Origin of the sequence: Enterobacter sp. 22466 (genome assembly GCF_052044775.1) — a bacterium.
GTDB classification, from domain to species: Bacteria; Pseudomonadota; Gammaproteobacteria; order Enterobacterales; family Enterobacteriaceae; genus Enterobacter; species Enterobacter dissolvens.
In genome coordinates, this window is the sequence record NZ_JBQENX010000004.1 from 372,684 (window position 1) to 387,796 (window position 15,113).

Sequence of the window (15,113 nt, forward strand, 5' to 3'; positions counted from 1 at the left end):
CTTATGTCGGTAACCCTACGCGAAGCCAGTAAGGACACATTACAGGCAGAAAATAAAACCTGGCACTACTACAGCCTGCCGCTGGCAGCCAGGACGCTTGGGGACATTTCGCGTTTACCCAAGTCCTTGAAAGTTTTACTGGAAAATCTTTTACGCTGGCAGGATGGTGATTCTGTCACCCTTGAGGATATCCAGGCGCTGGCAGGATGGCTTAAGCATGCCCATGCTGACAGAGAAATTGCCTATCGACCAGCAAGGGTCCTGATGCAGGACTTTACCGGGGTACCTGCCGTGGTTGACTTAGCGGCAATGCGTGAAGCGGTGAAGCGCCTTGGCGGCGATACGGCAAAAGTGAATCCGCTTTCTCCCGTTGATCTCGTTATCGACCACTCTGTCACCGTGGACCACTTCGGTGACGACGATGCCTTTGGCGAAAACGTGCGTCTGGAGATGGAGCGTAACCACGAACGCTACGTCTTCCTCAAATGGGGGCAGCAGGCCTTTAGCCGCTTTAGCGTCGTTCCACCCGGTACGGGTATCTGCCATCAGGTGAATCTTGAATACCTGGGCAAAGCGGTCTGGAGTGAATTGCAGGATAAAGAGTGGGTGGCCTATCCGGATACCCTGGTGGGCACTGATTCGCACACCACCATGATTAACGGCCTGGGCGTTCTGGGCTGGGGCGTTGGCGGGATCGAAGCCGAAGCCGCCATGCTCGGCCAGCCGGTATCGATGCTGATCCCTGATGTGGTGGGCTTTAAGCTTACCGGCAAACTGTCGGAAGGCATTACCGCCACCGACCTGGTACTAACCGTTACGCAGATGCTGCGTAAGCATGGCGTGGTAGGGAAATTTGTCGAATTCTACGGTGACGGGCTGGATTCATTGCCGCTTGCTGACCGTGCCACCATCGCCAATATGGCGCCGGAGTATGGTGCCACCTGCGGCTTTTTCCCTATCGATAATGTCACGCTCGAATACATGCGCCTGAGTGGCCGCAGCGAAGAGCAGGTGGCACTGGTTGAAGCGTATACCAAAGCGCAGGGGATGTGGCGCAATCCCGGCGATGAACCGGTATTTACCAGCACACTTGAACTGGATATGGGCTCCGTCGAGGCAAGCCTGGCGGGGCCAAAACGTCCACAGGATCGGGTTGCGTTGACGGACGTACCGAAAGCCTTTGCCGCCAGTAATGAACTGGAGGTCAACACGGCGAAAAAAGATCACCGCCCAATCGATTATGTCATGAACGGACATCAGTATCAGCTTCCGGATGGTGCGGTTGTCATTGCAGCCATCACCTCCTGTACAAACACGTCGAACCCCAGCGTGCTGATGGCGGCCGGTCTCCTGGCGAAGAAAGCGGTAGAGCTGGGGCTGAAACCGCAGCCGTGGGTAAAAGCCTCTCTGGCGCCGGGTTCCAAAGTGGTTTCAGATTACCTGGCACAGGCCAAATTAACACCGTATCTGGATGAACTGGGCTTTAACCTGGTAGGGTACGGCTGTACCACCTGCATAGGTAACTCTGGCCCGCTACCTGAACCGATTGAAATGGCCATTAAGCAGGGCGATCTCACCGTCGGGGCCGTCCTTTCCGGTAACCGTAACTTTGAAGGTCGAATTCATCCGCTGGTCAAGACCAACTGGCTGGCGTCTCCACCGCTGGTCGTGGCATACGCTCTGGCCGGGAATATGAATATCAACATGGTCACCGATCCGATTGGCCACGATCGCAAGAATGATCCGGTCTATCTGAAAGATATCTGGCCGTCTGCCCGGGAAATCGCGCTGGCCGTTGAGAAGGTCTCTACCGAAATGTTCCGCAAAGAGTATGCGGAGGTGTTTGAAGGTACGCCGGAATGGAAAGCCATCGACGTCGTGGGTTCAGACACCTACGACTGGCAGGATGATTCGACCTATATCCGCCTGTCGCCGTTCTTCGATGAGATGCTGGCTGAACCTGCGCCGCTGAAAGATATTCACGGCGCGCGCATTCTGGCGATGCTGGGAGACTCCGTCACCACGGACCACATCTCGCCTGCAGGAAGCATCAAAGCCGACAGTCCCGCTGGCCGTTATCTGCAGAGCCGGGGCGTGGAGCGCCGGGATTTCAACTCCTACGGCTCACGTCGTGGTAACCATGAAGTGATGATGCGCGGCACGTTTGCCAATATCCGTATCCGCAATGAAATGGTGCCGGGAGTGGAAGGGGGCATGACGCGTCATTTGCCGGGCAGTGAAGTGATCTCAATTTATGACGCGGCCGTCAAATATCAGCAGGAAGGCACGCCGCTGGCGGTGATTGCCGGTAAAGAATACGGTTCCGGCTCCAGCCGTGACTGGGCGGCGAAAGGCCCGCGTCTGCTTGGCGTTCGCGTTGTCATTGCCGAATCGTTTGAACGTATTCACCGTTCAAACCTGATTGGGATGGGGATCCTGCCGCTTGAGTTCCCGCAGGGCGTCACCCGCAAAACGCTGGGCCTCACCGGGGAAGAGCAGATTGACATCAGCGGCCTGCAAACTCTGCAGCCGGGTAAAACGGTGCCAGTAAAATTAACGCGTGCAGACGGTAAAACAGAGGTGCTCGAATGCCGGTGCCGCATTGATACGGCAACAGAGCTTACCTATTACCAGAACGACGGCATTTTACATTACGTGATTCGTAAGATGCTGGATTGATGAAACCAGCCCGGTACGCGAGCGCGTGGCCGGGCATTTCGCGATCACTCGCTCAGCAGATGCCCCATTTTGGCGGCTTTGGTATCGAGGTAATGCGCGTTTTTCGGGTTACGTCCCACGATAAGCGGTACACGCTCAACGATATTGATCCCCGCCTCGGTCAGAATTTCGACCTTTTTCGGGTTATTGGTCAGCAGTCGCACTTCATCCACGCCCAGCAGCTTGAACATATCCGCACACAGCGTGAAATCACGCTCATCGGCGGCAAAGCCAAGCTGGTGATTCGCTTCCACCGTATCGTAACCCTGATCCTGCAGTGCGTAGGCGCGGATTTTATTCAGCAGGCCAATATTACGCCCTTCCTGGCGGTGATAAAGCAGCACGCCACGGCCTTCTTCGGCAATATGAGAGAGTGCTGCTTCCAGCTGGAAACCGCAATCACAGCGCAGGCTGAATAACGCATCGCCGGTCAAACATTCCGAATGAACGCGAGACAGTACCGGGGTCTGCCCTGAAATGTCGCCATACACCAGGGCGACGTGATCTTGTCCGGTAGCCAGTTCTTCAAATCCCACCATCAGGAAATCGCCCCATGGGGTTGGCAGTTTGGCTTCTGCCACACGTTTAAGCTGCATGTGATTCTCCAGAGTAGGCTGACACCTTTCGTGTCTTTCGCCTGTTTTTGCTTTCTGTATCCGTTCATTTTGCCACAAGCTCAGCGAGTTCGCCTAATGGCTGCCATGCTATACGAACGTTAAACGCACGATCCGACATATCCACCCATCGGATGAATTTCAGTTATGATTGTGATGCTTAGCGAAAAAGGAGAAGACATGCTTTCAATCGCCAGACGAACGGCAGCAGGTGCAGCCCTATTACTGATTATGCCACTGGCCGTATGGGTATCAGGCTGGATGTGGCAGCCCGGGCAAAACGCCATGTGGCTGAAAACCTTATACTGGATAACAGAGACCGTTACCCAACCCTGGGGCATCATTACTCATGTATTGCTTTGCGCCTGGTTTTTGTGGTGCTTGCGCTTTCGTCTACGCGCAGCGCTGGTGCTCTTTGCTATCCTCGGTGGGGCGATTCTGGTAGGCCAGGGGGTGAAATCCTGGGTGAAAGATCATGTCCAGGAGCCGCGTCCTTTTGTGGTCTGGCTGGAAAAAACGCATCATGTTCCGGTGAATGAGTTCTACAATTTAAAACGTAAAGATCGCGGTGCGCTGGTGAAAGAACAGCTTGCGGAACAGCAGGATATCCCGAAATTCTTACGTAAGCACTGGCAAAAAGAGACCGGCTTTGCGTTTCCATCCGGACACACCATGTTTGCCGCCAGTTGGGCACTTCTGGGTGTCGGGCTGCTGTGGCCGCGGCGTCGTACGGTGACTATCGCCATCTTGCTGGTCTGGGCGACGGGAGTGATGGGGAGCCGTTTACTGCTGGGCATGCACTGGCCACGTGATTTAGTGGTGGCGACGCTCATTTCATGGCTGCTGGTGACCCTGGCAACCTGGCTTGCTGAACGGCTCTGCGGTCCGTTAACGCCGCCGCCGGAAGAGAGAGAAGAGATCGCCGAAAGGGAGCACAGCGGCGTCTGATGGTTGATTTTGCGCATTTTGCCCATAAATCCATGACTGGCGCGTCACTTTTTCCGTTTCGCGCCCGTCGCTAAAATGGTAGTTTATAAGGCTGATTGCGGTGAGTTGAACACACTTTATTCGCTTGAACCACATAACGGGAAGTAATGTGAAATATTTACTCATTTTCTTACTGGTATTGGCGATTTTTGTCATTTCAGTCACATTGGGTGCACAAAACGATCAACAGGTAACGTTTAACTATCTGCTGGCGCAGGGCGAGTATCGTGTTTCAAGCCTGCTGGCGGTCTTGTTCGCAGCCGGTTTCGCCATTGGCTGGCTGGTTTGTGGCCTGTTCTGGTTAAAAGTGCGTGTTTCACTTGCGCGTGCGGAACGTAAAATTAAACGCCTCGAACATCAAATTGCGCCTGCGTCCGACATTCCGGAAAGCTCTGGTGTGCCGGTCGTCAAGGAATAATCGAATATGCTGGAGTTGTTGTTTCTGCTTTTGCCTGTAGCCGCTGCCTATGGCTGGTATATGGGCCGCAGAAGTGCGCAACAAACAAAACAGGATGAGGCGAACCGACTCTCCCGCGACTACGTTGCGGGGGTGAACTTCCTCCTGAGCAATCAGCAGGACAAAGCGGTTGATCTGTTCCTCGACATGTTAAAAGAGGACACCGGGACCGTTGAAGCACACCTGACCCTGGGCAACCTGTTTCGCTCGCGCGGCGAAGTTGACCGTGCCATTCGCATTCACCAAACCCTCATGGAAAGCGCCTCGTTGACCTATGATCAGCGTCTGCTGGCGGTACAACAGCTGGGACGTGATTACATGGCGGCAGGGTTGTATGACCGTGCCGAAGACATGTTCTCGCAGCTGGTGGACGAAACAGATTTCCGCATTGGCGCGCTACAGCAGTTATTGCAGATTTACCAGGCCACCAGCGACTGGCAGAAAGCCATTGATACCGCTGAACGTCTGGTGAAGCTGGGTAAAGACAAACAGCGCGTTGAGATAGCCCATTTTTACTGCGAACTGGCTCTGCAGCAGATGGGGAACGACGACATGGATAAAGCCATGACGTTGTTGAAAAAAGGGGCCGCCGCAGATCGCAACAGCGCGCGTATTTCCATCATGATGGGGCGCGTCTTTATGGCGAGTGGCGACTATGCCAAAGCCGTTGAAAGCCTGCTGCGCGTCATTGACCAGGACAAAGAGCTGGTCAGTGAAACCCTTGAAATGCTGCAGACCTGTTATCAGCAACTGGATAAACAGGATGAATGGGTTGCGTTCCTGCGTCGCTGTGTGGAAGAGAACACCGGGGCCACCGCAGAGTTGATGCTTTCCGACGTGGTTGAGCAACATGAGGGCAGCGACACGGCACAGGTTTATATAACGCGTCAGCTACAGCGTCACCCTACAATGCGGGTTTTCCACAAGCTGATGGATTACCACCTGAACGACGCAGAAGAAGGGCGCGCCAAAGAGAGCCTGATGGTGCTGCGTGACATGGTTGGCGAACAGGTGCGCAGCAAACCGCGCTACCGCTGTCAGAAGTGTGGTTTCACCGCCTATACGCTTTACTGGCACTGTCCTTCATGCCGGGCCTGGTCAACCATCAAGCCCATTCGCGGTCTCGATGGGCAGTGATTTTTTAAAACACCTCACTTTAGTTACAACATACTTATCGCTTTTACAAACCTGCTCAGCACCGTGCGGTTTGCCAGCCGGGCAGGAAGTAAAACGGTCCTGTCAATTTGTGGCGCTGACAGGTAGAATGCACGCCGTTTATCTGTTCCGCGCCACTGCGCGCCCATAGACGAAAAGGGCTGGTCATGACGTCTGTTACTTCCTCCACTTCCCGCGTAGTTACTGATTCTCCTGTTGTTGTTGCTCTCGATTATAATAAGCGTGACGCCGCTCTGGCTTTTGTCGACGGTATCGATCCTCGCGACTGCCGTCTGAAAGTGGGCAAAGAGATGTTCACGTTATTTGGACCGCAAATCGTGCGCGATCTGCAACAACGCGGTTTTGACGTTTTTCTCGACCTCAAATTCCATGATATCCCTAACACCACGGCACACGCCGTTGCTGCCGCCGCCGAGTTGGGTGTATGGATGGTCAACGTGCATGCATCGGGTGGGGCGAGAATGATGACAGCCGCGCGTGAAGCGCTTCTGCCGTTTGGTAAGGATGCGCCATTGCTGATTGCGGTAACGGTACTGACGAGCATGGACGAAAACGACTTACGCGACCTGGGTGTGACGTTGTCACCTGCCGATCACGCAGAACGCCTTGCCCGTCTGACCCAGAATTGCGGTCTGGATGGTGTCGTCTGTTCTGCGCAGGAAGCGGTGCGTTTCAAAACGGAACTGGGCCAGAATTTCAAACTGGTCACGCCGGGTATCCGTCCTGCGGGCAGTGAGGCTGGCGATCAGCGCCGTATTATGACCCCTGAGCAGGCGCTGGCGGCAGGCGTGGATTACATGGTCATTGGCCGTCCGGTGACCCAATCTGCTAATCCGGCAGAGACGCTTAAGGCTATCAATGCATCACTGAAAAAGGGGGCGTAATGACGGACTCCAACAGTCGTCTGGTCTATTCAACCGAAACCGGGCGTATTGACGAACCGAAAGCGAAAGCGGAGCGCCCGAAAGGCGATGGGATTGTTCGCATCCAGCGCCAGACCAGCGGTCGTAAAGGAAAGGGCGTATGTCTGATCTCGGGTATTGATCTGGATGACGCAGAGCTGGCAAAGCTGGCGGCTGAACTGAAAAAGAAATGTGGCTGCGGCGGTGCCGTAAAAGACGGCATAATCGAAATCCAGGGCGATAAACGCGATGTCATTAAATCGCATCTTGAAGCCAAAGGGATGAAAGTGAAACTGGCGGGCGGTTAAAATAAATGAGCCACGGTAATTACCGTGGCTCTTGTTTTATACGTGCGTAAGTCAGACCTGAAATGCGTTAAATAACGCAAAGCCCGTCAGGGCGTATAATAATTATTTGCCTACCTGGTGACCGATAATACCACCAACAGCAGCACCACCTAATGTACCCAGCGTACTACCATCTGTTAATACTGCACCACCGATTGCACCAGCACCGGCGCCAATGGCGGTGTTACGGTCACGTTTAGACCAGTTAGAGCATGCGCTCAGGGACATCGCTACAGTGATTGCCAGAACAGAGGCGGCTAATTTTTTGCTGGTTAAGGTCATAATACTTTCTCCTGAATTATCGATTCACGGAAAGATGTACGTTTTAAGTATAGACTAGCTGAATACTTAAATTCTGTTCTCCGTGAAAGCTGGTCGCGCAGGTGTTACGTAATCACGCAAGTGATAGTCACTTCCTGTTATATCGCTAACATTAATTTTACGACTTTAGGGCAGGTTAAACAGGTAAAAACTCTTAAAGGGAGGTTAGGAATCATCTCAGAGAGCGTTTGAGGTGCGCCTGAATTTCAGGCGCACCTGGCATCATGCGGGTTTTTTAATAATATCGACGATAAGGCCGTCTTCTTCGAGTTTATTCCGGTGTGCATCGCTCAGCCGGTCATCGGTAATTACGCGACTGAATCGGGAAATTGGCCCCATCGTATAGGGATGGACCGCGCCAAATTTTGAGCTGTCGGTCAGCACGATAGCTTCACACTCTTTTTCCAGCACCGCATTCACTACGTCTGAACGCATCATATCCCGTCCGGTAAAGCCGGTTTCTGGCTGCCAGCCGTCAATACCGATGAAGGCCTTACTAAAATGCACCTGCTGAACATACTGACGCGTCAGTGGGCCTACCATGCTCTCACTTTTTTTCTGGTAGATGCCGCCCAGCAGAATGACCTCACAGCGTGTCTCCTTCAGCAAGTGAGCGATATAGCTACTCACGGTTATGATGGTGATGTCTTTTTGATCGGCCAGGGTGCGGGCCAGCAGGGCGTTACTACTGCCGTTCTCAATAAAGACCGTTTCGCCATTGTTCACTAAGGACGCGGCAAACTCAGCCAGTTCACGTTTGAGGGCATAGTTGTTCATCATGCGGGTTTCAACGTCCTCGCTGTCCAGCGGGACCGCATACCCATGCGCACGACGCAGGTAGCTCTGTTTTTCCAGCAGATTCAGATCCTGACGGATTGTGACTTCAGAAACGCCTGTCGTTTTAGCGAGATCGACGACGCTTACGCGTCCCTGATCGATGACCATCTGCAGAATGATTTGTTGTCGGGAATTCATAGCATCCATTTAATAAAGCGAAACGAGGGCGGAAAGGGTGGGGTTAAACTTCCCACGGGGCTTTTGGCTGTCTGTTTTCTGGTGCAGTTTCGGCGCCATTCTGAGCAAGAAGTTCAGACTTCAGGATCTCAAGGTTACGGATCGCAGAGTGATAATCGCCCGCCACCAGTATATCCAGCACGGTATCAATTCGTTGGGCTACGGCCTGCGCATCAATGTTAGACATAATCTCATCCCGGGTACGAAAAGTTAATATTTTCAATGATGCAGAAAATGGATTCAAAAGAGAAGGGAAAAAATGCAATAACTAAATTACATAAATGAAAGTAATAAATTTATTCCCCCGCATGCAGCGTGATGAATGAGTGGATTAGTCTAAAACTGCGCGCAAGGCGCTTTTTTATATGAGGAATTAGACTATGACAGTTATCAATCAGACTACCTGCACACTGTTTACCGATACTGAACGTTTCACTCAGTTGTCAGGGTATTACGAAGAGGAGCGCCGCACAGTCTGGATGATGTTGCGGGCGCAGCCACGACCCTGTTTCAACCATGCGTTAATTGAGGAGATCATGAACCTCTCATGGCTGGTTCGCCAGTCCGGGTTTGCGGTCGATTTTTGGGTAACCGGTTCGCTGGTGCCCGAGATGTACAATACGGGAGGTGATTTACAGTTCTTCGTAGAATGCATCCAGAATGGACGTCGCGAAGCGTTACGGGCCTATGCTCGTGCCTGCGTTGATTGTGTCCATGCGGCGTCACGGGGTTTTGATACGGGGGCTATCACGCTGGCGATGGTTGAAGGCAGTGCGTTAGGGGGCGGATTTGAGGCCGCGCTGGCGCACCACTTCGTGCTGTCCCAGCGCGATGCCCGTTTAGGCTTCCCTGAGATCGCCTTCAATCTTTTCCCCGGCATGGGGGGATACTCGCTGGTCGCACGCCGTTCAGGCATGAAACTGGCAGAGGAACTCATCTATAAAGGGGAGTCTCATACGGCAGAGTGGTATGAACAGCACGGTTTAGTGGATGTGCTGTTCGAACCTGGACAAAGCTACGTCTCTGTCAGAACGTTCATCGACACGCTGCGGCCGAAGTTGAACGGCGTAAGGGCGATGTTACGCGCCCGTACACGCGTGCTGCAGTTGCCCCGCAGTGAGCTGATGGACATCACGGAAGATTGGGTCGATGCGGCATTCTGCCTTGAGCCAAAAGATATCGCCTATATGGAGCGTCTGGTGATGCTGCAAAACCGTCACCATGCGGCGGGATTACGCAAAGCCAGTTAACGCTGTTTACGCGACTGATATCGCTTTAGCCATCGCTCGAATGCGGCAGCGGGCATGGGCTTAGCAAAGAGAAAACCCTGCCGTTCGTTGACGCCGTTCTTAGTCAGAAAGGCGTCTTCTTTTGCGCTCTCCACACCTTCAGCAATGACCTGTAAGTTCAGTGCCTGCGCCACCGCGACAATGGCCCGCACCAGCGACTGGGAAATGGACTGTTTATGAATATCCCGGACAAATGACTGATCAAGCTTGATTGCATCGATTGGGAATCGTGCCAGTTGGGACAAAGACGAGTAACCGGTCCCAAAATCGTCCAGATGAATTTGTGCACCAAGCTGGCTGAACTGTTTGATCACTGACAACGCCAGCTCTTCGTTTTCAATGAGACAGCTTTCTGTCAACTCCACGTCGATAGGGCAGTATTCAAAATCCAGATCCTTCAGGGCCTGTTTTAAATCACTAAAAATGGTTTGGTCGGCCAGTTGACGAGCCGAGACGTTCACTGCCACACGCAGATTAATGCCCTTATCGCGCCATTTGGCCACCTGACGAACCACGTCAAGCATGACCCAGCGGCCAAGCGGCACAATCAGCCCTGACTCCTCAGCATACGAGATAAATTCCAGCGGAGGAATTAATCCGCGTTCTGGGGATTGCCAGCGCACCAGCGCTTCCAGGCTTCTGACTTCGCCGCGCCAGGTGACTTTGGGCTGATAGTGGATCAGCAGTTGATCGTTATCCAGTGCTTTACGCAGGTTGGTATCCAGCCAGAGATATTCAAACACGCGCTGGTTCATTTCCGGTGAGAAGACGCAGAACTTGCCCCGGCCGTTCTCTTTGGCGGTGTACATAGCGGTATCGGCATTGCGGATGACGCTTTCCCGATCGTTGCCGTGCTGCGGGGCGAGGGCGATCCCTAATGAGCAGCCCGTGTAAATTTCAATCAGACCAATTCTGAACGGCTGGCGCAGACGGGTCAGAATGCGTGATGCCATCGCTTCCAGAGAACCCTGAGAGGTATGGGTGGCCATGACAATAAATTCATCGCCGCCGAGTCGCGCCAGTACCTGGCCTTCATCCAGACAGCTCAGAATGGCCAGCGCAACCGCCTGCAGGAGCTGATCGCCAAACATATGCCCGTAGGCATCGTTCACTTTTTTGAAGTTATCGAGATCGAGATATACCACGCCAACCTGCGTCTCACCACGGTTGTCGATGGCGTCTGAAATCAGTTCGTGGATCGCATTACGGTTCGGCAAGCCGGTGATGGTATCGGTGTTGGCCAGCACCCGCAGGCGCTCCTGGGCGCGGCGCTCTTCCGTAATATCGGTGCCGGAACAGATAAGAAAAATTTCATTTTTACCGCTGCCGCTGTGGACAAATTTGTTTCTGAACAGAAACAAGCGTTGTCCTTTTCGCGTTTTGATCCAGCGTTCGACTTCGTAAGAACTGCCGTTGCGAAAGAAACCGGTAATGTTGCGCTTTGAGGCTGCGGCTTCACTGCGGCTCATAAACAACTTAAACACATTCTGGCCGATAACTTCTTGTTCTTTGAGACCGGTGTACTCTTCGCTCAGGCGGTTAAACCGCTGAATATTGCCATTCTGATCGAGAATGACGATAACGGAGTTGGCTTCGGAGACGACCTGCTCAGCAAAGGACAGGCCCTGAGCCAGGTCGCGGGCCACGGAAGGCGTATCGTTCCACGCAGAGGCGGTACCGGCCCATTCATTACGGGTTATTTTGCGTCCGACAAGGTGAACAGGCACATCTTCGCCATACAACGAGAGCGTCATTGAGATGCTGGACGTAATGACGGTTAACTGGCGGATAAGTTCGGCCTGTTCATCATCCAGCGCCACCACCTGAGTCACATCGGCATTTTCGCTGGTGGCAAGGTGCAGAGCATTGCTGTCCGCTGTCAGTCGCCACCAGGGGCTGTGAGTTCCCATGTAACGAAACAGCAAATTCTGCTCCAAATCGTCCATCATGTTTTCTCCTGAAGCTGCCTGTTAGCGCACAATTTATTCATTTGCGATCGGCTTTTCCGAGGTGAGACCACGGCTGAACCGATGTGAACTTATTGTTTTTTCCCGGTTTTCTTATAATAAAACGAGTCAGGTAAAAAAGGATACTCAGCCAATAAAAATTCACGTAACCGGATATAACGGCACTCTTTTACTGTAGATAATTATGGCGAAATTGGGCGGAAGAAGACTGAAAATAGTAAGAAAAAATGATGATTTTGCAGAGCGGCGTGGAAGAAAAAAATGTCGGCCCGCCCTGTAAGGAAAGGGCCGACATTTGAATAGCTTATCAGGCGGCAGGGCGCGCGATAATACTGCGGGTTTCCATGCGGACTTCGGCGATAGTGACGTCAATCACGTCCGTGACTTTGTAAACCGTTTCACCTTTGATTTGCACAGTACCATTTTCCTGGCTACAGACCAGTTCGTCGCGAACGGCATGCAGGAACGGTGCAGGGATAAAGGCAACCGCCCCGTTATCCACCAGACGCACACGCATACCCCCACGGCTGATATCAATGATTTCTGCGGCGAAGCGAGTCTCTGTACCGGCTTTATCCTGCAGGAAGCGGGCGTACAACCAGTCACCCACGTCACGTTCCGCCATGCGGTTCAGGCGTCGACGATCTGCCATCTGCAGGGTCGTGTCATCCTGAGGACGTGCAATGGATTCGCCCTTGATGATCGCTTTGAGCAGGCGGTGGTTAACCATATCGCCGTACTTACGAATTGGAGATGTCCAGGTCGCGTAGGCATCCAGGCCGAGGCCGAAGTGCGGGCCAGGCTCTGTGCTGATTTCAGCAAAGGACTGGAACCGACGAATACGGCTGTCGAGGAAACCAGAAGGCTGTGCGTCCAGCTCGCGACGCAGCTTGCAGAAGCCCTGCAAGGTCAGCACCTCTTCCGGGTCAACATGCACGTCATGATTCTTCAGCAGGGCGGCCAGCGCTTCGGTATTGGCCGGATCAAAGCCGGTATGGACGTTATAAATACCGAAGCCCAGCTTGTCGCGCAGCACGCGTGCGGCACAAATGTTGGCGGAAATCATCGCCTCTTCGACGATGCGGTTTGCAATACGGCGCGGCTCGGCCACGATATCCAGCACTTCGCCTTTTTCACCCAGAACAAAGCGATAGTCCGGACGATCTTTGAATACCAGCGCATGGGTTTGACGCCATTCACTGCGGTTCAGACAGATGCGGTGCAGCAGACGAATCTGTGCAGCAATGGCGTCTGACTCCGGTTTCCAGGTGCCGGTATTTTCCAGCCAGTCAGAAACGTCGTCATAAGCCAGCTTGGCTTTTGATTCAATGGTGGCAGCAAAGAATTCGATATCGTCTTCAATCGTGCCGTCCGCAGCAATGGTCATGCGGCAGGCGAGAACCGGACGCACTTCATTCGGACGCAGCGAGCAGAGATCGTCGGAGAGTTCACGCGGTAACATCGGGATGTTAAAGCCAGGCAGGTAGTTAGTGAACGCACGGACTTTCGCGATATCGTCCAGCTTGCTGCCTTCGGCAATCCAGGCGGTAGGATCGGCAATGGCGACGGTTAACAGCAGTTTGCCATCGGCGCGCTCTTCAGCATACAGCGCATCATCCATATCTTGCGTACTGGCGCTGTCGATAGTGACAAACTCCAGTGCGGTCAGATCCCTACGCTCCAGCCCTTCATCCTGCATCTCGGTGGCTACGCCGTTCGGGGCTTCTTTTTCAAGATTATGGCGCGCAAGCGTAACCCACCACGGCACGAAATGGTCGTCGCCGAAGGTAATGAACTGGGTCAGTTCCGCATAGAACCCACGATCGCCTTTCAGAGGATGACGGCGCATTTCCGCCACGGCCCAGTCACCTTCTTTGAAATCATGCTCAACGCCGCGAGCGGCACGGCATGGAATGGCGTCTTTCAGCAGGGGATGATCTGGCACGATAGAGAGACGGTCGTCTTTTCTCTGCACCTTGCCCACAAAACGGGTCAGGAACGGCTCGATCAGTTCTTCCGGCTCGGCAGATTCACGTTCTTTTTCAGTATGAATGACAGCCATGACGCGGTCACCGTGCATCACTTTCTTCATCTGCGGTGGCGGAATGAAGTAGCTTTTCTGCGCGTCGACTTCAAGGAAACCAAAGCCTTTTTCCGTGGCTTTTACGACCCCTTCTGCACGCGGCGTCTGGGAATGCAGTTGCTGTTTAAGCTGCGCTAGCAGCGGGTTGTCCTGAAACATAATGTTCTATTTTCGTAGCCATTGAGCGGCTGACAGTTTTACGCGATTCTCACTGCCACAGCAAGCGGTCTTTGGGTAAATAGTATGGTTATTCCGCTTTGCCAAGCGCGACTTTCAGGCGCTCAAGCCAGCCATCAAACGCGCTTCGCGTAAGCAGCGCAATCGCCCGGTCAGCGGGAAGTCCTTCCTCCGTGAGCGGGTTAAACTGTGCTGCACTGAAACGGTCCGGAGAACGTGTTAACAACTCCACGGCCGCCGAGAGCGCCGGCGAGGTTACCCAGGCTTCTTCACGGCAATGATTCAGGATTTCCCCCGTCAGATCGAGCAGCATGGGTTCATGGCACAGCACAGGCGTTAGCGCCTGAAGGGCAGGCTCGGCTTGCCAGCGTGAAAGGGACTCGAGTTGATGCGCACTGGCATAGCGCAGTTCCACCACAGGCAGGAGAGCGATCCAGGCGCCGGGCCTGACGGGCAGTGTGTGCGGTTGAATATGATGTCCTGGCAGCCAGCGTACGGGGTGCCCCAGTAGCGCCTGAAACACCGCGACTACGCGGGCCTGAAAACCGATGAAGCCAATAATCTGGCTGATGAGCACGATGTCATACGTTGTCAGGCCCACCTCATCGAGCTGATTCTGCGCTTTATCATCAATAACATCCGGTGAGCTGGCAAGCTGGCGGGCATATTGCGTGATTTGTGCCAGACGGCGGTTACTTTCACGTGACGAGTCCGGGCCAGGAAGTGGGGCGAGAAGGGCGGCGTAATGGTTACAGAGCCTCTGAACCCCACAGGCCTGCGCGACCGTCAGCGCGGTGCTCAGCCTGTCATAAGCACTTAATGTGTGCAGGCGGTTGACGGGGATATCGAGCGGGAACAGCAGATGACATAAGGCTCTGGCAGGGGTTAGCCAGCCAGAACAGGCGGCGACAATCTCATCAGGTAAGGCTAAATCGAGCAAAAAACGATCGTCGACGTTAGCGGCTTCGGGCACCAGGGGCAGGACATCCGTCTGCGCGTGGTTTGACTGGGTTTCGTGATACCAGTGGCCTTTGCCGGAAAAACGGCGTTGTTCCATGGGC

At 53.6% G+C, this 15,113-nt stretch carries 14 protein-coding genes; 7 read left to right on the plus strand and 7 right to left on the minus strand.

What is annotated here, in order from left to right; all coding sequences use genetic code 11:
• Positions 1-3 precede the first annotated feature (3 nt).
• Positions 4-2,679, plus strand: a complete 2,676-nt coding sequence (gene acnA, locus ACTJJI_RS14015) for an aconitate hydratase AcnA (protein ID WP_440654497.1) — start codon at positions 4-6, stop codon at positions 2,677-2,679.
• A 44-nt stretch (positions 2,680-2,723) separates the two neighbouring features.
• Here the strand turns inward: acnA and ribA are convergent, their stop codons facing one another.
• On the minus strand, positions 2,724-3,314 hold the full coding sequence (gene ribA / locus ACTJJI_RS14020; RefSeq protein ID WP_013096372.1) for a GTP cyclohydrolase II: 591 nt from the start codon (positions 3,312-3,314) through the stop codon (positions 2,724-2,726).
• Positions 3,315-3,512: 198 nt separating this feature from the next.
• Between ribA and pgpB the strand changes: the two genes are divergently transcribed.
• From pgpB to yciH, 5 genes are all read left to right on the plus strand, one after another.
• The gene (pgpB, locus tag ACTJJI_RS14025; protein WP_046887823.1) at positions 3,513-4,280 is read left to right on the plus strand and encodes a phosphatidylglycerophosphatase B; all 768 of its coding nucleotides are present in this window, start codon (positions 3,513-3,515) and stop codon (positions 4,278-4,280) included.
• A gap of 148 nt (positions 4,281-4,428) precedes the next feature.
• The gene (locus ACTJJI_RS14030) at positions 4,429-4,737 is read left to right on the plus strand and encodes a LapA family protein (RefSeq protein WP_013096374.1); all 309 of its coding nucleotides are present in this window, start codon (positions 4,429-4,431) and stop codon (positions 4,735-4,737) included.
• A gap of 6 nt (positions 4,738-4,743) precedes the next feature.
• A complete protein-coding gene (lapB, locus tag ACTJJI_RS14035) occupies positions 4,744-5,913 on the plus strand; it encodes a lipopolysaccharide assembly protein LapB (protein ID WP_014832218.1) in 1,170 nt (389 codons plus the stop codon).
• A gap of 185 nt (positions 5,914-6,098) precedes the next feature.
• Positions 6,099-6,836, plus strand: coding sequence for an orotidine-5'-phosphate decarboxylase (gene pyrF / locus ACTJJI_RS14040; protein ID WP_014832217.1), 738 nt, complete (start codon positions 6,099-6,101; stop codon positions 6,834-6,836).
• On the plus strand, positions 6,836-7,162 hold the full coding sequence (gene yciH / locus ACTJJI_RS14045) for a stress response translation initiation inhibitor YciH (protein WP_014832216.1): 327 nt from the start codon (positions 6,836-6,838) through the stop codon (positions 7,160-7,162). Before pyrF ends, yciH begins: the two co-directional genes overlap by 1 nt.
• Before the next feature lie 102 nt (positions 7,163-7,264).
• On the opposite strand, the gene osmB is transcribed toward yciH, so the two are convergent.
• From osmB to ACTJJI_RS14060, 3 genes are all read right to left on the minus strand, one after another.
• A complete protein-coding gene (osmB, locus tag ACTJJI_RS14050) occupies positions 7,265-7,483 on the minus strand; it encodes an osmotically-inducible lipoprotein OsmB (RefSeq protein ID WP_440654501.1) in 219 nt (72 codons plus the stop codon).
• A gap of 261 nt (positions 7,484-7,744) precedes the next feature.
• On the minus strand, positions 7,745-8,497 hold the full coding sequence (gene yciT / locus ACTJJI_RS14055; RefSeq protein WP_014832214.1) for a DNA-binding transcriptional regulator YciT: 753 nt from the start codon (positions 8,495-8,497) through the stop codon (positions 7,745-7,747).
• A 43-nt stretch (positions 8,498-8,540) separates the two neighbouring features.
• Positions 8,541-8,723, minus strand: a complete 183-nt coding sequence (locus ACTJJI_RS14060) for a YciZ family protein (protein WP_014832213.1) — start codon at positions 8,721-8,723, stop codon at positions 8,541-8,543.
• A 193-nt stretch (positions 8,724-8,916) separates the two neighbouring features.
• Between ACTJJI_RS14060 and ACTJJI_RS14065 the strand changes: the two genes are divergently transcribed.
• Positions 8,917-9,786 (plus strand): crotonase/enoyl-CoA hydratase family protein, encoded by an 870-nt coding sequence (locus ACTJJI_RS14065; protein WP_014832212.1) that lies wholly within the window; start codon positions 8,917-8,919, stop codon positions 9,784-9,786.
• Here ACTJJI_RS14065 and pdeR read toward each other — a convergent pair.
• The 3 genes from pdeR to ACTJJI_RS14080 all read right to left on the minus strand — a co-directional run bounded on the left by pdeR (position 9,783) and on the right by ACTJJI_RS14080 (position 15,109).
• Positions 9,783-11,774 (minus strand): cyclic di-GMP phosphodiesterase, encoded by a 1,992-nt coding sequence (pdeR, locus tag ACTJJI_RS14070; protein ID WP_014832211.1) that lies wholly within the window; start codon positions 11,772-11,774, stop codon positions 9,783-9,785. The two genes, ACTJJI_RS14065 and pdeR, sit on opposite strands and share 4 nt — an antisense overlap.
• Positions 11,775-12,099: 325 nt before the next feature.
• Complete coding sequence (locus ACTJJI_RS14075) at positions 12,100-14,034, minus strand: exoribonuclease II (RefSeq protein ID WP_083021432.1); 1,935 nt, start codon at positions 14,032-14,034, stop codon at positions 12,100-12,102.
• A gap of 88 nt (positions 14,035-14,122) precedes the next feature.
• A complete protein-coding gene (locus tag ACTJJI_RS14080; protein ID WP_014832209.1) occupies positions 14,123-15,109 on the minus strand; it encodes a CMD domain-containing protein in 987 nt (328 codons plus the stop codon).
• Positions 15,110-15,113: the final 4 nt, after the last annotated feature.